This window comes from Pseudomonas sp. P1_A1 (assembly GCF_056406935.1).
Window position 1 is genome coordinate 94601 of the sequence record NZ_JBFTZE010000002.1, and the last position, 20862, is coordinate 115462.

The 20862-nt window shown below is 58.9% G+C and carries 18 protein-coding genes; 10 read left to right on the top strand and 8 right to left on the bottom strand.

Going from position 1 to position 20862, the window contains the following annotated elements:
* Positions 1 to 66 precede the first annotated feature (66 nt).
* From fmt to AC1D2Q_RS03365, 4 genes are all read left to right on the top strand, one after another.
* Complete coding sequence (gene fmt, locus AC1D2Q_RS03350; RefSeq protein ID WP_477812258.1) at positions 67 to 1026, top strand: methionyl-tRNA formyltransferase; 960 nt, start codon at positions 67 to 69, stop codon at positions 1024 to 1026.
* Positions 1023 to 2333 (top strand): 16S rRNA (cytosine(967)-C(5))-methyltransferase RsmB, encoded by a 1311-nt coding sequence (gene rsmB, locus AC1D2Q_RS03355; RefSeq protein ID WP_477812259.1) that lies wholly within the window; start codon positions 1023 to 1025, stop codon positions 2331 to 2333. The genes fmt and rsmB overlap by 4 nt, the downstream gene beginning before the upstream one ends.
* Positions 2334 to 2355: 22 nt before the next feature.
* Positions 2356 to 3729 (top strand): Trk system potassium transporter TrkA, encoded by a 1374-nt coding sequence (trkA, locus tag AC1D2Q_RS03360; RefSeq protein WP_018927309.1) that lies wholly within the window; start codon positions 2356 to 2358, stop codon positions 3727 to 3729.
* Between the two features lie 138 nt (positions 3730 to 3867).
* Positions 3868 to 4182: a tetratricopeptide repeat protein gene (locus tag AC1D2Q_RS03365; RefSeq protein WP_018927310.1), complete on the top strand. Its 315-nt coding sequence runs from the start codon at positions 3868 to 3870 to the stop codon at positions 4180 to 4182.
* 60 nt (positions 4183 to 4242) lie between these two features.
* Here AC1D2Q_RS03365 and AC1D2Q_RS03370 read toward each other — a convergent pair whose 3' ends face one another.
* Together AC1D2Q_RS03370 and tag are read right to left on the bottom strand one after the other, a co-directional pair.
* Positions 4243 to 5130, bottom strand: a complete 888-nt coding sequence (locus tag AC1D2Q_RS03370) for a lysophospholipid acyltransferase (RefSeq protein WP_019580330.1) — start codon at positions 5128 to 5130, stop codon at positions 4243 to 4245.
* A 40-nt stretch (positions 5131 to 5170) separates the two neighbouring features.
* The gene (gene tag / locus AC1D2Q_RS03375; protein WP_019651237.1) at positions 5171 to 5728 is read right to left on the bottom strand and encodes a DNA-3-methyladenine glycosylase I; all 558 of its coding nucleotides are present in this window, start codon (positions 5726 to 5728) and stop codon (positions 5171 to 5173) included.
* A gap of 81 nt (positions 5729 to 5809) precedes the next feature.
* Between tag and glyQ the strand changes: the two genes are divergently transcribed.
* The 4 genes from glyQ (at position 5810) to AC1D2Q_RS03395 (ending at position 10219) form a co-directional block, all read left to right on the top strand.
* Entirely contained in the window at positions 5810 to 6763 is a 954-nt protein-coding gene (glyQ, locus tag AC1D2Q_RS03380) for a glycine--tRNA ligase subunit alpha (protein WP_003213601.1), read from the top strand.
* A complete protein-coding gene (gene glyS, locus AC1D2Q_RS03385; RefSeq protein ID WP_477812260.1) occupies positions 6760 to 8814 on the top strand; it encodes a glycine--tRNA ligase subunit beta in 2055 nt (684 codons plus the stop codon). The genes glyQ and glyS overlap by 4 nt, the downstream gene beginning before the upstream one ends.
* Before the next feature lie 4 nt (positions 8815 to 8818).
* A complete protein-coding gene (gene gmhB / locus AC1D2Q_RS03390) occupies positions 8819 to 9358 on the top strand; it encodes a D-glycero-beta-D-manno-heptose 1,7-bisphosphate 7-phosphatase (RefSeq protein ID WP_477812458.1) in 540 nt (179 codons plus the stop codon).
* A gap of 81 nt (positions 9359 to 9439) precedes the next feature.
* The gene (locus AC1D2Q_RS03395; protein WP_018927315.1) at positions 9440 to 10219 is read left to right on the top strand and encodes a lysophospholipid acyltransferase family protein; all 780 of its coding nucleotides are present in this window, start codon (positions 9440 to 9442) and stop codon (positions 10217 to 10219) included.
* A 182-nt stretch (positions 10220 to 10401) separates the two neighbouring features.
* Here the strand turns inward: AC1D2Q_RS03395 and AC1D2Q_RS03400 are convergent, their stop codons facing one another.
* The 3 genes from AC1D2Q_RS03400 to AC1D2Q_RS03410 all read right to left on the bottom strand — a co-directional run bounded on the left by AC1D2Q_RS03400 (position 10402) and on the right by AC1D2Q_RS03410 (position 14264).
* Complete coding sequence (locus tag AC1D2Q_RS03400) at positions 10402 to 12714, bottom strand: CHASE2 domain-containing protein (RefSeq protein WP_477812261.1); 2313 nt, start codon at positions 12712 to 12714, stop codon at positions 10402 to 10404.
* An 18-nt stretch (positions 12715 to 12732) separates the two neighbouring features.
* The gene (locus AC1D2Q_RS03405; RefSeq protein ID WP_477812262.1) at positions 12733 to 13728 is read right to left on the bottom strand and encodes a FecR family protein; all 996 of its coding nucleotides are present in this window, start codon (positions 13726 to 13728) and stop codon (positions 12733 to 12735) included.
* Positions 13729 to 14060: 332 nt separating this feature from the next.
* On the bottom strand, positions 14061 to 14264 hold the full coding sequence (locus AC1D2Q_RS03410) for a hypothetical protein (protein ID WP_477812263.1): 204 nt from the start codon (positions 14262 to 14264) through the stop codon (positions 14061 to 14063).
* 236 nt (positions 14265 to 14500) lie between these two features.
* Between AC1D2Q_RS03410 and AC1D2Q_RS03415 the strand changes: the two genes are divergently transcribed.
* Complete coding sequence (locus AC1D2Q_RS03415) at positions 14501 to 15220, top strand: response regulator transcription factor (protein WP_477812264.1); 720 nt, start codon at positions 14501 to 14503, stop codon at positions 15218 to 15220.
* 122 nt (positions 15221 to 15342) lie between these two features.
* Here AC1D2Q_RS03415 and AC1D2Q_RS03420 read toward each other — a convergent pair whose 3' ends face one another.
* On the bottom strand, positions 15343 to 16242 hold the full coding sequence (locus AC1D2Q_RS03420) for an EamA family transporter (protein ID WP_477812265.1): 900 nt from the start codon (positions 16240 to 16242) through the stop codon (positions 15343 to 15345).
* A 158-nt stretch (positions 16243 to 16400) separates the two neighbouring features.
* Here AC1D2Q_RS03420 and AC1D2Q_RS03425 point away from each other — a divergent pair, with 158 nt between their 5' ends.
* Positions 16401 to 17198, top strand: a complete 798-nt coding sequence (locus AC1D2Q_RS03425) for an AraC family transcriptional regulator (RefSeq protein ID WP_477812266.1) — start codon at positions 16401 to 16403, stop codon at positions 17196 to 17198.
* A 123-nt stretch (positions 17199 to 17321) separates the two neighbouring features.
* Here AC1D2Q_RS03425 and gyrB read toward each other — a convergent pair whose 3' ends face one another.
* Entirely contained in the window at positions 17322 to 19739 is a 2418-nt protein-coding gene (gyrB, locus tag AC1D2Q_RS03430; RefSeq protein WP_007934319.1) for a DNA topoisomerase (ATP-hydrolyzing) subunit B, read from the bottom strand.
* A 5-nt stretch (positions 19740 to 19744) separates the two neighbouring features.
* Entirely contained in the window at positions 19745 to 20848 is a 1104-nt protein-coding gene (gene recF / locus AC1D2Q_RS03435) for a DNA replication/repair protein RecF (RefSeq protein WP_018927321.1), read from the bottom strand.
* Positions 20849 to 20862 lie beyond the last annotated feature (14 nt).

Consider the following 20862-nt stretch of genomic DNA (forward strand, 5'->3'; position numbering starts at 1 on the left):
CTTCTTTCAAAGGCTTGCCGCGGCAAGCCTTTTTCTTTTCAAGATGCTTTGCAATCGAGAGCTTCCATGACTGAGCCACTGCGCATTGTCTTTGCCGGCACCCCGGAATTCGCCGCCGAACACCTCAAGGCCCTGCTGGGCAGTCCTTACGAGATCGTTGCGGTCTACACCCAACCGGACCGTCCGGCAGGCCGTGGGCAGAAGCTGATGCCGAGCCCGGTCAAGCAATTGGCTCTGGAGCACAACATCCAGGTGTTGCAACCGCCAACCCTGCGCAACGAAGACGCTCAGGCGGAACTGGCCGCGCTGAAACCGGATTTGATGGTGGTGGTCGCCTACGGCCTGATCCTGCCGCAAGTGGTGCTGGATATTCCGCGCCTGGGTTGCATCAACAGCCACGCCTCCTTGCTGCCACGCTGGCGCGGTGCGGCGCCGATCCAGCGTGCCGTTGAAGCGGGCGACAGTGAAAGCGGCGTGACCGTGATGCGCATGGAAGCCGGCCTCGATACCGGGCCGATGCTGCTCAAGGTCACCACGCCGATCAGCGCCGAAGACACCGGCGGCAGCCTCCACGATCGCCTCGCAGAGATGGGCCCACCGGCCGTGATCCAGGCGATTGCCGGCCTGGCTGCGGGCACACTGGAAGGCGAAGTGCAGGACGACAGCCTCGCCACCTATGCACACAAATTGAACAAGGACGAAGCGCGCATCGACTGGAACCGCCCGGCGGTTGAGCTGGAGCGTCTGGTTCGCGCCTTCAATCCATGGCCGATCTGCCACAGCACGCTGAACGGCGAAGCGCTGAAAGTGTTGGCCGCAAGCCTGGCCGAAGGGCAGGGCACGCCGGGAGAAATCCTCAGCGCCAGCAAGGACGGCTTGATCGTCGCCTGCGGTGAACGGGCACTGTGTCTGACCCGTCTGCAATTACCCGGCGGCAAGGCACTGAACTTCAGCGACTTGTTCAACAGCCGTCGTGAGAAATTCGCCGTCGGCACCGTCCTCGGTCAAACGGCAGACGCTCAATGAACCCACGTCTGGCCGCCGCCAAGGCACTTGCTGCAGTTCTTAACGGAAAAGCCTCACTCAACAGTTCTCTGCCGACACAAATGGACAAGGTCGAAGACCGCGATCGCGGCTTCACCCAGGACCTGGCGTTCGGCACGGCTCGCTGGCAGCCGCGCTTGTCGGCGTTGGCGGCCAAATTGCTGCAAAAGCCGTTCAAGGCGGCTGATGCCGATGTCGAGGCGCTGTTGCTGGTGGGGCTTTATCAACTGCTCTACACCCGCGTCCCGGCCCACGCCGCCATCGGCGAAACCGTCGGTTGCGCCGACAAACTGAAAAAGCCGTGGGCCAAAGCCTTGCTCAACGCCGTACTGCGCCGCGCCCAACGGGAAAGCGAAGCGCTGCTGGCCGAGCTGGAACACGACCCTGTGGTGCGCACCGCCCACCCGCGCTGGCTGCAAAAATCCCTCAAGGCGTTCTGGCCTGAACAATGGGAAGCCATTTGTGCAGCGAACAACGCGCATCCGCCAATGATTCTGCGGGTCAACCGTCGTCATCACACCCGTGACGCTTACCTTGGCTTGCTGAGCGACGCCGGTGTCGCCGCCAAGCCCTGCGTTTACAGCCGGGACGGCATCATTCTCGACGCCGCCGCCGACGTACGCAGCCTGCCGGGTTTCGCCGAAGGCTGGATCAGCGTGCAGGACGAAGCCGCGCAATTGGCCGCCGATCTGCTGGACCTCGCGCCAGGCCAACGGGTGCTGGACGCCTGCTGCGCACCGGGCGGCAAGACCTGCCACATCCTTGAGGCCGAGCCCAAACTGGCCGGCGTGGTGGCTGTGGATCTGGAAGCCAAGCGTCTGGTGCGGGTGCGGGAAAACCTCGCACGCCTGGGCCTGAGCGCCGAACTGATCGCCGCCGACGGCCGCGACACCGCCACCTGGTGGGACGGCAAGCCGTTCCAGCGCATTCTGCTCGACGCGCCATGCTCGGCCACCGGCGTGATCCGCCGTCACCCGGATATCAAACTGACCCGCCAACCGGACGACATCGCCGCACTGGCGGTGCTTCAGGGCGAACTGCTCGACGCCATGTGGATAACTCTGGAAGTGGGCGGCATTCTGCTTTACGCCACCTGTTCCACGCTGCCGACCGAAAACACCGAAGTCATCGAAGCGTTCCTCGCCCGCACGCCAGGCGCCCGTGAACTGGACCTCGCCACAGCGGCCGGCATCAAGCAGCCCCACGGTCGCCAGTTGCTGGCCCAGGAAGGCGGCCACGACGGGTTCTACTACGCCAAGCTGATCAAGATTGCCGCCGCGCGCGGTTAACCGGGTTTAAGGGAGTGACTGGATGAAAATCATCATCCTCGGCGCAGGGCAGGTCGGCGGTTCGCTGGCAGAACACTTGGCCAGCGAGGCCAACGACATCACCGTGGTCGACACCGATGGCGAACGCCTGCGCGACCTTGGCGATCGGCTGGACATCCGCACCGTGCAGGGTCGCGGCTCGCTGCCAACCGTACTGCGGCAGGCCGGTGCCGACGACGCCGACATGCTGGTGGCCGTGACCAATAGTGATGAAACCAACATGGTCGCCTGTCAGGTCGCTCACACCCTGTTTCACACCCCCACCAAGATCGCCCGGGTCCGCGAAGCCGCGTACCTGACCCGTGCCGAACTGTTCGACAACGAAGCGATTCCGGTCGACGTGCTGATCAGTCCGGAGCAGGTAGTCACCAATTACATCAAGCGCCTGATCCAGCATCCGGGCGCATTGCAGGTGATCGACTTCGCCGAAGGCAAAGCGCAGCTGGTAGCGGTCAAGGCGTACTACGGCGGGCCGCTGGTGGGCCAGCAACTGCGCCAGTTGCGCGAACACATGCCGAATGTCGAAACCCGCGTCGCGGCGATTTTCCGTCGTGACCGGCCGATCCTGCCCCAGGGCGATACAGTGATCGAGGCTGACGACGAAGTGTTTTTCATCGCCGCCAAAGCGAACATTCGCGCAGTGATGAGCGAAATGCGCCGCCTCGATGAAAGCTACAAACGCATCGTCATCGCCGGTGGCGGGCAGATCGGTGAACGCCTGGCCGAGGCCATCGAAAGCCGTTACCAGGTGAAGATCATCGAGATGAACCCGGCCCGCTGCCGCTACCTCTCGGACAACCTCGACAGTACCGTGGTATTGCAGGGCAGTGCTTCAGACCGGGATCTGCTGCTGGAAGAGAACATCGCCGACGCCGATATTTTCCTTGCCCTGACCAACGACGACGAAGCCAACATCATGTCTTCGCTGCTGGCCAAGCGCCTGGGTGCAAAGAAGGTGATGACGATCATCAACAACCCGGCCTACGTCGACCTGATCCAGGGCGGCGACATCGACATCGCCATCAGTCCGCAACTGGCGACCATCGGCACCTTGCTGGCCCACGTCCGGCGCGGGGACATTGTCAGCGTGCACTCACTGCGCAGGGGCGCGGCGGAAGCTATCGAGGCGATTGCCCACGGCGATGCGAAGTCGAGCAAAGTGATCGGCAAGGCCATCGAAAACATCGGCCTGCCGCCGGGCACCACCATCGGCGCGATCATCCGCGACGAAGAAGTGATCATCGCCCACGACGACACCGTGATCGAAACCGGCGACCATGTGATTCTATTCCTTGTGGATAAGAAGCATATTCGGGATGTGGAGAAGCTGTTCCATGTGGGGTTGAGCTTTTTCTAACTGATGATGATCGTTCCCACGCTCTGCGTGGGAATGCCTCAACGGACGCTCCGCGTTCGGCTTTGAATGGGACGCAGAGCGTCCCGGGCTGTATTCCCACGCGAAGCGTGGGAACGATCACTGACTGAGGAAGCACCGATGATCGAATCCCTGGAAAAAATGCTCGCCAAGGGTGTGGATAACTCATTGCTGCGCTTCGGCCTGGGCAAGGGTTATCTGGATCTTGGGGAAAACGCCAAGGCCGCAGAGCATTTCCAGCGCTGCGTCGAGTTCGATCCGAAGTATTCGGCAGCCTGGAAGCTTTTGGGCAAGGCCCATCTGGCGCTGGCGGATTACGCGGCCGCGCGACAGGCCTGGGAGCAGGGTCTGGAAGCTGCCCGCGCCCATGGCGACAAGCAGGCGGAGAAGGAGATGACGGTGTTTCTGAAAAAGCTTGAGCGACAGGCGCACTGATCAGCGGTAACGCAGGCCAAGATCAATAGATCGCAGCCTGCGGAGTTATCCACAGCAACCTCAATACCAGCGTGCTTCGCCCGGTGGACGCTTCTTGAAGCGCTTCATGCTCCACATGTACTGGCTCGGATAAGCCCGCACATAGCGCTCGACTACCTGGCTCATGGCCGCGCAGGAGGTTTCGGTATCGGTGCTGTACATGGCCTCTGGCGCGGCTTCGAGAATCACTTTGTAACCCGAACCGTCCGGCAGGCGCAGGGCATGCAGGAACACGCCGACCGCTTTGCCACCGGCGAGCATGTTCGGCACGAATTTGCTGGTCAGGGCCTGAGTGGCGAAGAACGGCACGAAGATCCCGGCGGATTCGGCCGGTTCCGGGTCAGCCGGAATGCCTACCGCGCCACCCTTGCGCACTTCCTTGATCACGCTGAGGATGCCTTCCTTGGTGGAAGCCGCCACCCGGTTACCCAATTGCACCCTCTGCTTGCGCAGCAACTCATCCACCGCCTTCAACTTTGGCGGGCGGTAGAAAATGATCGGTTTGCACTGGCTGCAATAGAAGTGGTTCAACACTTCCCAGTTGCCCAGGTGGCTGGTGATGCCAACCACGCCTTTACCGGACGCCAACGCCTCTTTCAAAACATCGAGGCCTTCGACTTCGCGCACCAGTTCAATGGAACGCTGGGCCGGCCAGATCCACGCGCAGGCGCTTTCAGTCAGAGACTTGCCGATGTCCTTCAGGCTTTGACCCACCAAACGCTCACGTTCGGCCGGGTCCATCTGCGGAAAGCACTTGGCGAGGTTGATCCGCACCACGTCGCGGGAACGGTTGGGGGTTTTCCACATGATCCAGCCAATCGCTGAACCCACCGCCTGCACTGCCCGCCATGGCAGCAGGGCAAACAGCCGCAGAGCGCCTACCAGCAAGGCGCCTTTAAACTTATCCACAGGTCACTCCTGATCTTGTGCTGTGCGCGAGGCGGCTATTCTAACCGCCGTTCGCCAACGTGGCGTAGCGATCGCAATCACGGGTGTGATCCATGACCATGCCCGAAGCCTGCATCAGCGCGTAACAAATGGTCGGGCCGACGAACGTGAAGCCGGCTTTTTTCAGGCCTTTGCTCATCTCGATGGCGGCCGGTGTCACGGCCGGCACTTCACTGCGATCCTTGAAATGATTGATCACCGGCGTGCCGCCGACGAACGACCAGAGAAACGCCACCGGGTCTTCCAGCTCCAGCCAGGCCTGGGCATTGCGCCGGGCTGCGTTGAGTTTGAGACGATTGCGGATGATCCCCGGATCGAGCATCAGTTCATCGATTTCCGCATCGCTCATCTGCGCCACGCGCTGCACGTCGAAGCCGAACAGCACCTCGCGATAACGCTCTCGCTTGCGCAATACAGTGATCCAGGAAAGCCCGGCCTGGAACCCTTCGAGCAAAAGCAACTCGAACAAACCCTGCGCATCGCGTAGCGGCGTGCCCCACTCCTGATCGTGATAAGCCATGTACAGCGGATCTTCGGTACACCAAAAGCAGCGTGGCATAAGGCTCCAGGGGGCGTGCGCAGGACCGAATCGGGTATACTCCCGCTCTTTAAATCGCAGCCCAAGAAACAGGTGAATTTCGTGAGCCAGCCTACGCCAGCCGTGCGTACCTTCCAAGACTTGATCCTCGCCCTCCAGCAATACTGGGCCGAGCAAGGTTGTGTGGTACTTCAGCCCTACGATATGGAAGTAGGCGCCGGCACTTTCCACACTGCCACGTTCCTGCGCGCCATTGGCCCGGAAACCTGGAACGCCGCTTATGTGCAGCCCAGTCGTCGCCCGACTGACGGCCGCTACGGTGAAAACCCGAACCGTCTGCAGCACTACTATCAGTTCCAGGTAGTCCTGAAGCCGAACCCGGACAACTTCCAGGAACTGTACCTGGGTTCCCTCAAGCACGTGGGTCTGGACCCGCTGGTGCATGACATCCGTTTCGTCGAAGACAACTGGGAGTCGCCAACGCTGGGCGCCTGGGGTCTGGGCTGGGAAGTCTGGCTCAACGGCATGGAAGTGACGCAATTCACTTACTTCCAGCAAGCGGGCGGCATCGAATGCTACCCGGTGACCGGGGAGATCACTTACGGTCTGGAGCGTCTGGCCATGTACCTGCAAGGCGTGGACTCGGTCTACGACCTGGTCTGGGCTGACGGTCCGTTCGGCAAGGTGACCTACGGCGACGTGTTCCACCAGAACGAAGTGGAGCAGTCGACCTACAACTTCGAACACGCCAACGTCGAGAAGCTGTTCGAACTGTTCGACTTCTATGAAAGCGAAGCCAAGCGCCTGATCGAACTCGACCAGCCGCTGCCGTTGCCGAGCTATGAAATGGTGTTGAAGGCCTCCCACACCTTCAACCTGCTGGATGCGCGCCGGGCGATCTCGGTGACCGCGCGTCAGCAATACATTCTGCGTGTACGCACCCTGGCGCGTTCCGTTGCGCAAGCCTACCTGCTGGCTCGCGCCAAGCTCGGCTTCCCGATGGCGACCCCGGACCTGCGTGATGAAGTACTGGCCAAGCTGGAGGCTGCACAATGAGTGCTCAAGATTTTCTGGTTGAACTGGGCACCGAAGAACTGCCACCCAAAGCCCTGAACACCCTGGCCGAGGCATTCCTGGCCGGTATCGACAAAGGCCTGCAAGCCGCTGGCCTGAACTACGAGAGCAAAACCGTCTACGCCGCGCCGCGTCGTCTGGCCGTGCTGATTACCGCGCTGGCGACCCAGCAGCCGGATCGCAGCATCAACCTCGACGGCCCGCCACGCCAGGCTGCGTTCGATGCCGAAGGCAACCCGACTCAAGCAGCCCTGGGCTTCGCCAAGAAGTGCGGTGTAGAGCTGAGCGAAATCGATCAGAGCGGCCCGAAGCTGCGCTACAGCCAAAGCATCGCCGGCAAGCCGACCGCGAGCCTGATGCCAACCATCGTCGAAGATTCCCTGAACGACCTGCCGATCCCCAAGCGCATGCGCTGGGGTGCTCGCAAGGAAGAATTCGTTCGTCCGACCCAATGGTTGGTAATGCTGCTCGGTGACCACGTCATCGACTGCACCATCCTCGCCCAGAAGGCCGGCCGCGATTCCCGTGGTCACCGCTTCCACCACCCTGAAAGTGTGCGCATCACCTCGCCGGCCAACTACCTGAACGATCTGCGTGCTGCTTATGTACTGGCCGACGCCAACGAGCGTCGCGAGCTGATCAGCAAGCGCACCAATGAACTGGCGACCATGCAGGAAGGTACGGCGATCGTTCCGCAAGCCTTGCTCGACGAAGTGACCGCGCTGGTTGAATGGCCGGTGCCGCTGGTGTGTTCGTTCGAAGAACGTTTCCTCGACGTGCCGCAAGAAGCGCTGATCACCACCATGCAGGACAACCAGAAGTACTTCTGCCTGCTGGATGCCGACGGCAAGTTGCTGCCTCGTTTCATTACCGTGGCCAACATCGAAAGCAAGGATGCGCAGCAGATCATCGCCGGTAACGAGAAAGTGGTTCGCCCACGCCTGACCGACGCCGAGTTCTTCTTCAAGCAAGACAAGAAGCAAAAACTCGAAGAATTCAATCTGCGTCTGCAGAACGTGGTGTTCCAGGAAAAACTCGGCAGCGTCTACGACAAGGCCGAGCGCGTGTCGAAACTGGCGGCCTACATTGCCGCTCGCATCGGCGGTAACGCTTCGTGGGCGGCGCGTGCAGGCCTGCTGTCCAAGTGCGACCTGGCGACCGAGATGGTGGGTGAGTTCCCGGAGATGCAAGGTGTCGCCGGTTACTACTACGCCCTCAACGACGGCGAGCCGGAAGATGTCGCCCTGGCGCTGAACGAGCAGTACATGCCGCGCGGTGCCGGCGCTGAACTGCCGACCACCCTTACCGGTGCGGCCGTGGCCATCGCCGACAAGCTCGACACCCTGGTGGGCATTTTCGGTATCGGCATGCTGCCAACCGGTAGCAAGGACCCGTATGCCCTGCGCCGTGCCGCGCTGGGTGTGTTGCGGATCCTGATCGACAAGAAGCTCGACCTCGACCTGAACGACGCCGTGGCCTTCGCCGTGAATGCGTTCGGTGCCAAGGTCAAGGCTGCCGGCCTTAATGACGCCGTGCTGGAGTTCATCTTCGACCGTCTGCGTGCCCGTTACGAAGACGAAGGCGTGGACGTCGCGACCTACCTGTCGGTACGTGCCCTGAAGCCGGGTTCGGCCCTGGACTTCGACCAGCGTGTACAAGCGGTACAAGCGTTCCGCAAATTGCCGGAAGCCGCTGCCCTGGCCGCCGTGAACAAGCGCGTGTCGAACCTGCTGAGCAAAGTCGAAGGCTCCGTGCCGACGGTCGTTGAAGCCAAGTACTTCGACAACGCCAATGAGTTCTCGCTGTATTCGGCGATCCAGCAGGCGGACCAGGCTGTGCAGCCAATGGCCGCGGCTCGTCAGTACAGCGAATCGCTGGCGCGTCTGGCCGCATTGCGCGAGCCAGTGGATGCGTTCTTCGAAGCCGTGATGGTCAACGCCGAAGACGCCAAGGTGCGAGCCAACCGCTATGCGCTGCTGGCGCGTCTGCGTGGGTTGTTCCTCGGCGTCGCCGACATTTCGTTGCTGGGCTGAGGAGCTGCTGTTGAAACTGCTGATTCTCGATCGGGACGGGGTGATCAATTACGACTCCGACGCGTACATCAAGTCGGTGGAGGAGTGGATTCCACTCCCCGGTTCGATTGAAGCGATCGCGCAGTTGAGCAAGGCCGGCTGGACGGTGGCGGTCGCCACCAACCAGTCGGGCATCGCTCGCGGCTATTACGACATCGCCACCCTGGAGGCCATGCACGCTCGCTTGCGCGAGTTGGTGGCGGAGCAGGGCGGCGAAGTCGGTCTGATCGTCTATTGCCCGCACGGGCCAGACGATGGCTGCGATTGCCGCAAGCCAAAACCCGGGATGTTGAAAACCATCGCCGCGCATTACAACGTTTCGCTGACGAATCGATGGTTCGTCGGCGATACTCTCGGTGACCTGGAGGCCGCCAAAGCCGTCGACTGTCAGCCAGTTTTGGTAAAGACCGGGAAAGGCGAAAAGACTCAGGGCAAGACCCTACCGGCAGGCACCTTGATTTTTGACGATCTGGCGGCGATTGCCGCAGAACTTATCCACAACTAAGGCTCTTCTGACATCCTGGCCAAGGACTGATCGGGAGTGCGCTTGAATAGGCGGGCAGTGCCCGCAACGGTAAATGTCGCCATGTCGATACTGCAGGCCATCAGAACTTTCCTCTTTTACCTGCTGCTGGGCACCAGTTCGTTGCTCTGGTGCACCCTGAGCTTTTTTATCGCGCCGTTTCTGCCGTTCAAGGCGCGTTATCGCTTTATCAACGTGTATTGGTGCCGCTGCGCCTTGTGGCTGAGCAAAGTCTTTCTGGGTATCCGCTACGAAGTGAAGGGCGCCGAGAACGTGCCTGAGCAGCCCTGCGTGATTCAGTCGAACCACCAGAGCACCTGGGAGACCTTCTTTCTCTCGGCGTACTTCGAACCGTTGAGTCAGGTGCTCAAGCGCGAACTGCTCTATGTTCCGTTCTTCGGCTGGGCCATGGCCATGCTGCGACCGATCGCCATCGACCGTGACAACCCGAAAGCTGCGCTCAAGCATGTGGCGAAGAAGGGTGATGAGCTGCTCAAGGACAATGTCTGGGTGCTGATTTTCCCGGAAGGGACTCGCGTTCCCTACGGCACCATCGGCAAGTTCTCCCGAGGTGGCACCGCGTTGGCCGTCAATGCGTCATTGCCCGTGCTGCCAATTGCACACAATGCCGGCAAGTTCTGGCCGAAAACCGGTTGGGCCAAAAAGCAGGGCGTGATCACCGTGATCATCGGCGCGCCGATGTACGCCGAGGGTAGCGGGCCGCGGGCCATTGCCGATCTGAATGACCGGGTGCAGGCGTGGAACGAACAGATGCAGCGCGAAATGGGTTCGCTGCCAGCAGCCCCGGCGGCACCGAGTGCGACCGATCAAGTGACTGTCTGAAGTTCTGTGGATAACCTGTGTACCGTTTTGTTGAAAATCGCTGTATTTAGTTTTTAAGCTTTTGATTTTCATACATATTTCTTAAGCAGATAAAACTTCGGAAAACGTGCATAAGTTTTTTTCGGACGTAAAAAAACCGGCTGATATAGCCGGTTTTTTTATGCCTGTGAAAAAGATCAGGCTCACTCGCTCAAAAGGGGTAGCTGGACACTGAACGTCGTGCCTTGTCCCACCGCGCTATGACAGGAAATCCGCCCGCCGTGACGATCCACCACCGCCTTGACCATGGACAATCCCAACCCCAGGCCGTCACTGCCGTGAGCCGATGCAAAGCGTCGATACTGACTGAACAGTTCGGGAAGTTCTTCGACGGCAATCCCTCGGCCCTGGTCGGCGATCTCGCACGTCAACCACCCCTTGGCACAACTCACCCGCACGGTGATCCGAGAACCCGCCGGACTGTACTTGATGGCGTTTTCCAGCAGGTTGAACAGTGCCCGTGTCAGTAACGACTGATCAGCCAGGACCAAGGCTTCAGCATCTTCGTCGAGGTCATGCAGCAACTGAATGTTCTTCAGATGAGCGATGCTCGAGGCCTGGTCGAAGGTATCGAGCAGCAACATCGCGAACATGCTCGGCTGAAACTGATAGGCCTCGGATTCAGCCTTTGCCAACTGCACAAAGGCCTCGGTCAGGTTCAGCGCCTTGCGCACTTGTAACTCGATCTGACTGAACACTTGAGTATCGCCAGACACCTGATGCCGCTGAACGTCGAGCAAAGCCAGAATCGCCGAGTGGGGGGCCCTCAGGTCATGAGACAGGAAACGCAGCAACACCGCCCGCTGCTCCTCGGCGTCCCGTTCGACGCTCAAGTCCGTGAGGCTCAGTAACCAGCCAATCACCGAGTCGCCTTCGGCCGGCAATAGCGGCGCCAGGTCCAGACGCAGGCTGCGTCCCTGGGTGTCACGAAACTCCAGCGGCTCCAGGGTCGACAACGCAGGTAGCGTTCCATCGGACGGCACCGGGTAACCCAACTCGCTCAGTTGCTCGAGCATCTCCTCGCCCACCAGGCGGCTGGAAAATATCTCTCGAGCCTTGCGGTTGGCCAACAGAATGCCCCCGTTCGGATCGCTGATCAGTGTCGCCACCGGCAAGTACTCAAGGCCATCGCCAATGAAACGCCGGGTGTCGCGGGTCCGGCTCATGGCCTGCTCCAGCGCGACGATTTGCCCTTGCAGCACATCACCAGCCGGGGCCTGGGTACGGCGGCGTTCAGGAAACACTTTCGGCTCGCTGTCCAGGCGCGCCAGTTCCCAGCCGAAATAGGCGAGCACCGCATTCAGCCTTCGCCAATTCCAGATCAGGTAACCCAACAGCATACCCAGCAGACTCGCGGCCGGTGACCACCACCAGCCAAGACGCAACAGCAGGCTCGAACCCAGCAGCGCGACCGCCATTGCCCCCAGGGTCAGCCATAGCGCGCGACGCGGGCGCACCAACATCAGGCCCAGCAACTCACCGACAATCACCACCGATAACAACGCCGCCAAGCGCTCATCGACCTCCACGATATTGCGTTGTTGCAGCAGCCCGTTGAGGATATTCGCCTGAATCTCTATGCCCGGGGTGGTGCCGATGCTCGCCGATTGCGGTGTCACGTAACGGTCCCCCAAACCTGGAGCGGTGGAGCCGATCAGGATCAAGCGATCGCGTAGCAACTCGGGCGGGACTTCACCACGTAATACGCTGACGTAGGGCACACTGGGAAAACCCGCATCGGAACGGATGAAAGGAATCCGTATTTCGTGGGCTCGCAGCCAGCCTTGCGTCGACGACAGGGCCGGGGTCCCGGGCATCGGTACATTTTCCTTGTTAGCAAGGGTCTCTTTGTACAACAGCCAAGCCAGTTGCGCGCGTGTTTGTTGTGCCGGCCCTTCGCTTAAATACACACTGCGCACGATCCCGTCGGCATCTGCTTCGGCATTGATGTGCCCGATGCCTTTGGCGCAATGACTCAGTGGCGCCACCGGTTCAATTTCCCCCAAAGGCTGCCCATAACGCGCCACCCCTTCGCGCAACAGCGGCACAAAGACATTTCCGGCTCGGCAGGCCGCCTGGGCCAGAAGCTGATCGTTACCGGGATGGCTATCGGGTTCACTGAAGATCACGTCGAACAGAATGCCTTTGGCGTTCGCGGCGCCTAGCCGATCAAGCAACTGCGCGTGCATGGCCCGCGACCAGGGCCATTTGCCAAGCTGCTGCAAGCTGTAGTCGTCGATCGTAACGATGAGTATTCGTGGGTCCACCGGCAGCGGGCTCAGCCGACGCAGGTTGTCGTACAGCAGATTGCTCAAGACCAGGCCATGGGTCATGGACAGCACTGCCGTCAGCGGCAACAGGATCAGGCTGACCCACAGCCACTCGCGGACCATTCGCCGAAACAGCCGCTGAGCCTGGGTCGGCTCGCGGCCGTCCTTCCTTGGGCGGCCCTTCATCGGTCGTCGGCCAGGGCGCTATTGGACACGCGCGGTCCTTGGGTAATAAAAAATGTCATACACCCCGGTCTCTCCCTCTAATCCCTGAGCGTCATACGCCGACAGGCGAACATGGTAGAACAACGCTTTCAGCCCGCTGAATTTGACCTCGGGCGTGCTGGAAAACTGCTCTTGCTTGATGTCCAGAAAGGCCGCGTCGGTGGCCACTTGCGCCCGATAACGCGTGGCCCCTTCGATGGGCTTCATCATCAATTGCCAGACAGGCACATTACCCATCTGACCGGCCTGCCCCAACAAACGCGGGGCGGGTAACAAGTCGATTGGCGTCAACGTGCCTTGTTTCTGAATACGCAAACCCTGACGGGCCATGACCTGGACTTCATCATCCTCAGGGCCCTGAGTCCGTTTGGCAGTGGAGCGGGCAGAGCGGGGGGGCGACGGTTCCTCGTCACGATTGACCGCCACTTGCCCGTTCAGCACTTCCAGTAATGCCTGGCCACCATCATCGTTGCGCGCCCGGAAATGCGTACCCCGTACGCCCAGTACACCGACCGGCGTGACGATCTGAAAACGATCATGGTCGCTGGCACGCTTGATCACATACGACTCGACCTGGCCCTGCTCGAGGATAACCTGAGGGATCGAATGTTCTTCATTGAGGTGTAACGTGATCTGGGAGCTGGAAGGCAGCACTACCCGCGAGCCATCGCCCAGGGACAGGCTGACAAACGCCGAGGGCGAGGTCTTGACGCCTTCCTGCTCATCGATCGGCATGCCTTCCTGCAGTGGCGTCTGTTTACCTTTGGCGTCCAGCTTCCAGGCTTCGCCGGTCAAGTGCTCGACCGTCGCGGGCAGCGGTTGGCCGCGGCATTGTTGATTGTCATCGATATAAGGCAGACGTTTTGCCGAGGCGACAGCCGCCGATGCACTCTGAGTGAGCAATCCCATCAAGCCGGCAACCAGTAAAAGACAAACGCCAGAACGGCGTGGGAGCAATAAGGTCATGGGGTTCATGGATTGGCGTTTATGCTCTTATAGAAATCATGCCGGAAACGCACGCGCTTGACGCACGATACCTGACCGGATGCTCTGGCAGATTGCCATGGGAACAAAGGAAATGGAACGACACATCCCTGTGTCGAAACCGAGCAGGCACTCCGTATGTTTTCCCCTGAAGTGCAGACCCGCCGAAAACCGGCGATCGACGGTCCTGCACTTTGGTGTTGACGCTCCCTGCGTCGGAGCACATCCCAATGCCCCTGTGCCGCTCAGCGAAAATGAATTTACCGGCTTAAGGGACCATGCGCGATCATTCTCAATATTTGTTCAGAATTGACTGAAGGCGCCTAGAACACCCAACGTTGTTGCGCCGAGCGAATGTCGGGCTGGGTGACTTCCACCTGTGCGGAATGCACCGGGGCAAAGCCTGGCGAGTCGCCCATCACTGCGTTTGTCTCTGCCGGGCCAAAGTAATGCGGTGCAGCATTCTGCTCGATGGCTGATGTTGACTGGACCGTGGTGCATCCCAATCCGAGACCCGCGGCCAACATCAACGCTGCCAATCTTGTAAACCCGTTAAAGATAATCTTTAGACGCATTTTTTCCCACAGTCCCTCTGGAGCATTCTGCCGATAATTCATCGCCTACCGGCTAAGTGATATCAGCGTATCCACACTTGGGAAGTTCACAGCAATTCGCCACAATTGTTCAGATTCAATCAATCAGCCTAAACTCCCGCAGGAATTTTCTTAACCGTTGCACTTACGAGATGAAGGAAGCACTCGGCATGCGTGTCGCAATACTGGATGACGAACCCGCCGAACTCCGCCGGGTGGAACAGACACTGCGACAGATCCCCGTAACGGGGGAGCAGGCGTGGACGTTGCACAGTTTCGAGCGGGCAGAGGACTTGTTACGGCAACTTCGCCGGGAAACTTTCGATCTGCTGATCCTCGACTGGCAATTGCCCGACATCAGCGGTCTGTCGTTGTTGCGCTGGACCCGGGAACACATGGACTCACCACCGGCCGCGATCATGCTCACCAGTCGCGATACCGAAAGCGATATCGTCCAGGCCTTGAACGCCGGAGCCGACGATTACGTGAGTAAACCGTTTCGTCCTAACGAGCTGATGGCTCGGGTGAGCGCCGTGCTTCGTCGGCATGGACTGCAACGCGCGGCAGCCACCGAAATACTCACATTCAATGACCTCGAATTCGACGACGCCGAACTCACAGTCACCCGTGCCTCCACCCCCATCAGCCTGACCGAACGAGAATACCGTCTCGCCCGCTGCCTGTTCGCCAATCTGGGCCGACCTTTGTCCCGTGAATACTTGTATGAGCGCTTTTGGACCCATGAAGAAATAGTCTCCTCCCGCCCGCTCGACACTCATATTTATCGCCTGCGCAACAAGCTGGGCCTGACGGCTGATCGCGGTTGGCAACTGCTGACGATTTACGGGTATGGGTATCGGCTTGAGAGCGTAGCCACCGCTAGCGAATGATTCGACGAACAATAAAAAGTCCAACGCTGAGCGTTGGCAGTGTCCATTACGGCAGTTCTGCGCGGGGAATCAACACCCCGCCCATGTAGATTTCAATTGATCAATGTTCTGGCACGACCGCCTTAGTCCGAGCGCAACCTGGCTCTGGGGGCGGCATGGATTGTGTCGGCAGACTTGCGATAGAGGCCGACTGCCAATCCCATAATGATGATCGCAATTGAAATCAAGTTCGGTATCGAGATGTGTTCGCCGATAATCAGCATCGAACTGCCGATGCCGAATACCGGAATCAACAACGACAGCGGTGCCACTGTTGAAACAGGATAAAGCTTCAAGAGCGAGTTCCACCCCCAATAGGCAAAGTGTGTGGCCAGATAAACCTGGAAAATAATCGATAGCACAGCTGTCAGGTCGAGACTGCTTTGCAGATTCTCAAAGGGCGCGGCACCTTGCATGAGCCAGGCGATGTAGAAGAGTGGGATGGGTGGAAACAGACTGGCCCAGACCATGAATGAAAAGATCTCTTTGACACCGGATGTCTTGATAATCACGTTGCCGACGCTCCAGGCGACTGCACTCAGCACAATCAGCAGTACTCCAAGTATCGCGTGCTCCCCTTGCTGAGTAGAAATGATGCCCGCCAACCCGACCAATGCCAGCAGTGCCCCGATAAGCTGAGCCCTACGTAGCTTCTCTTTAAATAATAACGCCCCCCAACCCATGGTGAAGAACACGCTGAGCTGGATGATCAGCGAAGCAATACCGGGGCTGACACCGACCTGGATGCCATAGTTGATTACGCCCCACATACCCAATCCGAAAATGAAGCCGTAGGCGACAACATAGCTGAACTTGATGGCGGGGCGCTTTATGAAGAACACCAAAGGTATGGCGGCGAGTGCAAAGCGTATTCCGGTTAACACAAAGGGATCGATCGAGCGTAACCCCAGCTTGGTGATTGGAAAGTTCACTCCCCACACTAAAGTGACGAGTATCGCCAGAACCACATGTTTTTTCTGCATATCCCTAGCCTCACATTAAGCGGCACACCGCGGTATGCCTCATTCCAATCAGTTCAATGCGAACCGTTTCTGCATCAGGCATTTTTGGAGATGTGATTTTATGGTCCAAAATTTTGGCCTGCTTGCTATAGCAGGTCTACTTTTGTCAAAATCGGGCCATGTCGATCAATCCAACACTGGATCCCTACGAGCATGGAAGCCCCGATGCAGTGGTGAGCCTGCGCAAGTATTCTTCGGGTACTGTTTTTGCGCGGCACACGCACAGTCGTGGTCAGTTTGCGTACGCCTCGACGGGCGCGTTGAAGATGTTCACCGATCAGGGGAATTGGGTTGTCCCGCCTCAAAGAGCGCTTTGGGTTCCCGCGTGCGTGTCGCATGAAATGCATATGCGCGGCGACGTGACCATGATCAATACTTACCTCAATGAGGCTGCCTCCATCCGCGCCGGTTTGCCGGAGCATTGCCAGGTATACAATGTTTCGCCGCTGCTCAGGCACCTGTTGGAAGCAGCGCTGGCCATCGACCTGGAGCAAGCGCCTAATATCCGAAGCCAGTCCGTACAGACGCTGCTGGTGGATGAAATCGGCACCATGTTGGAGCTTCCATTGAGCGCACCATTGCCTTCGGAACCTCGACTGGCCGTTTCGTGCCATCGATTCCTGGATGCCCCCACGCAGAATATCTCCATCAGTGAAATGGCCAGCTGGTCGAACATGAGCCGGCGAACGTTCACGCGAAGTTTTCGGGAAGCGACTGGCATGAGTTTTGTCTTCTGGAGACAGCAAGTCTGTCTACTCGAAGCCACGTCCAGACTGAGCAATGGTTCATCTATCACCGAAGTGGCGATGGATCTGGGTTACAGCAGCCCAAGCGCATTTACCTCGGTATTTCGGCGTAACCTGGGGGATTCACCGGGGCGTTATCTGGCCAAGTCCAAAGGCGCATCGATGTTCTGAGCGATTGATCAGGAAGGGTGTCTAGTCCTGAAACAGGTGTAAACCTTATTCAGGACGGGACACACGCAATAAAAAAGGCCAACGCTAAGCGTTGGCCTTTTTCGTTTCAGCGGTCCTGCCGGATCAGAAGTCCAGGTTGGACACCGCCAGGGCGTTGCTTTCGATGAAGTCACGGCGAGGTTCGACCGCATCACCCATCAGGGTGTTGAAGATCTGGTCGGCGCCGATGGCGTCTTCGATGGTCACTTTGAGCATGCGGCGCGAGCCCGGATCCATGGTGGTTTCCCACAGCTGATCAGGGTTCATCTCACCCAGACCTTTGTATCGCTGGATGGTATGACGCTTGGTGCTTTCGGCCATCAACCATTCAAGGGCTTCCTTGAACTCGGTGACGGCTTTCTTGCGTTCGCCACGCTGGATATAAGCGCCGTCGTCCAGCAGAGTGCTCAGTTGAGCACCCAGGGAAACGACAGTCTTGTAATCGTTGCTGCCGAAAAAGTCGCGGTTGAAGGTGACGTAGTTCGACAGACCGTGGGAGATCAGTTCGACCTCTGGCAGCCATACGTTACGTTCACGGTCTTCGCGCAGGCTGGCCTTGTAGACCAGGCCGGACTTCTCGACGGTGCGCAGGCGAACTTCGTACTGAGCCAGCCAATCCTGCATCGCTGCATGATCGGACAGTTGCTCCATGCTCACGGCTGGCAGGTAGATGAAGTGCTCGGTCAGTTCCTGTGGGTACAGGCGCGACAGGCGCTTGAGGGTCTTCATCACCAGACGGAAATCATTCACCAGACGCTCGAGGGCTTCACCCGAGATACCCGGGGCTTCTTCGTTCAGGTGCAGGCTCGCATCTTCCAGGGCCGACTGCGTCATGTACTCTTCCATGGCGTCGTCGTCTTTGATGTATTGCTCTTGCTTGCCTTTCTTGACCTTGTACAGCGGTGGCTGGGCGATGTAGATATAGCCACGCTCGATCAGCTCCGGCAGCTGACGGAAGAAGAAGGTCAGCAGCAGGGTACGGATGTGCGAACCGTCGACGTCAGCATCGGTCATGATGATGATGTTGTGATAACGCAGCTTGTCGATGTTGTACTCGTCGCGACCGATGCCGCAGCCTAGCGCGGTGATCAAGGTGCCCACTTCTTGCGAAGAGATCATCTTGTCGAAGCGCGCCTTCTCGACGTTCAGGATCTTGCCCTTCAATGGCAGGATGGCCTGGGTCTTGCGGTTACGTCCCTGCTTGGCGGAGCCGCCAGCAGAGTCACCTTCCACGAGGTACAGTTCGGAAAGGGCAGGGTCTTTTTCCTGGCAGTCCGCCAGTTTGCCCGGCAGGCCAGCGATGTCCAGTGCGCCTTTGCGACGGGTCATCTCGCGGGCTTTACGCGCTGCTTCACGGGCACGCGCCGCGTCGATCATCTTGCCGACGACCAGCTTGGCTTCGTTCGGATTCTCGAGCAGGAAGTCGGAGAAGTACTTACCCATTTCCTGTTCGACCGCGGTCTTCACTTCGGAAGACACCAGCTTGTCTTTGGTCTGGGAGCTGAACTTCGGATCCGGCACTTTCACCGAGATGATCGCCGTCAGGCCTTCGCGGGCATCGTCACCGGTGGTGGCGACTTTGTGCTTCTTCGCCAGGCCTTCAGCTTCGATGTAGGTGTTCAGGTTACGCGTCAGTGCCGAACGGAAACCCACCAGGTGAGTACCGCCATCGCGCTGCGGAATGTTGTTGGTGAAGCACAACAGGTTCTCGTTGAAGCTGTCGTTCCACTGCAGGGCGATTTCCACGCCGATGCCGTCTTCACGCTGGATGTTGAAGTGGAACACCTGGTTGACCGCAGTCTTGTTGGTGTTCAGGTATTCAACGAATGCACGCAGACCACCTTCGTACTTGAACAACTCTTCCTTGCCGCTGCGCTCGTCCTTGAGGACGATGCCGACACCGGAGTTGAGGAAGGACAGTTCGCGAATCCGCTTGGCCAGGATGTCCCAGCTGAAGTGGATGTTCTTGAAGGTGTCAGCCGAAGGCTTGAAGTGAATCTGGGTACCGGTGGATTCGCTGTCGCCAACGATTTTCATCGGCTCTTGCGGAACACCGTGGACGTAAGTCTGTTCCCAGATCTTGCCACTGCGGCGAACGGTCAGGACCAGTTCTTCGGACAGGGCGTTAACCACCGATACACCTACACCGTGCAGACCACCGGAAACCTTATAGGAGTTGTCGTCAAACTTACCGCCGGCGTGCAGCACGGTCATGATGACCTCGGCCGCCGAAACGCCTTCTTCTTTATGCACGTCTACCGGGATGCCACGACCGTTGTCGCGAACAGTGATGGATTCATCCGGGTGGATGATGATGCTGATGTCGTCGCAGTGGCCGGCCAAAGCTTCGTCGATCGAGTTATCGACCACCTCGAACACCATGTGGTGCAGACCGCTGCCATCGTCGGTGTCACCAATGTACATACCGGGACGTTTGCGTACGGCATCCAGGCCTTTCAGCACTTTAATGCTCGTTGAGTCGTACGTATTTTCTTCGCTCAATGCCTTCACTCCCGATGGTCGTGGGTCTGGGTGATACGGCCCTGTTCCACGTGGAACAAAGCGACTGGCGTTTCCGTCTGCCAGCCTTCCCTCAATAATTCGTGATCTACACAGGTGATAAAGACCTGGCAGCGTAAGTCTTCCAGCAAGCGGCAAAGCGCGCGACGGTGGTGCTCGTCCAGTTCGGACGGCAGGTCATCCACCAGATAAATACACTGCCCGCGTCGGGCCTGGCTGACCAAGTGCCCTTGGGCGATCCGCAATGCACAGACCACCAACTTCTGCTGACCACGGGACAAGATGTCCGCGGCGTTATGTGCGCCTAATCGGAGACGCAAATCAGCCCGTTGTGGTCCGGCCTGGGTATGACCCATTTGCTGATCCCGCTGAAGGGACCCGGCGAGCACTGCACTCAACTCACGGTCTTTGTCCCAGCCTCGGTAATAGCTGAGCGTCAAGCCCTCAAGCTCAACCAGTTCGCTCAAGGTCTGTTCAAAGACTGGTTTTAAGGCTTTGATGTAAGCGCGGCGGTATTCATCTATTTCATCGCTGGCCTGGCACAGTTCCCTGTCCCAAACCGCTTGCGAAACGGCGTCAAGTGTACCATGCCGCAGCCAAGAGTTTCTCTGGCGCAAGGCCTTCTGCAAGCGCTGCCACGTAGACATGAATCGCGGTTCCACGTGGAACACACCCCAGTCGAGAAACTGCCGGCGAATCTTCGGCGCGCCTTCCAGCAGGCGGAAGCTGTCCGGGTTGATCAACTGCAGCGGAAGGATCTCTGCAAGTTGTGCCGCACTACGGGCGTTCTGCCCGTCGATACGGATCTGGAACTCTCCCTGACGATCGCGAGATATCCCCAATGCGCTGTGCCCACCCTCGGCCAATTCGACTTGGCCAAATACCGTGCACGCCAATTGCTCGTACTGAATGACCGGCAACAGGCGGGTGCTACGAAACGAACGGGCAAGCCCCAGCAGATGAATGGCTTCCAGAACACTGGTTTTGCCGCTGCCGTTGGCGCCATAAAGAATGTTGATTCGGGGGGAGGGGGAGAAGGTCACCGGGTGCAGATTGCGCACCGCGGTGACCGAGACGCGACTTAAGGACATCTAGCTTCTGCTGA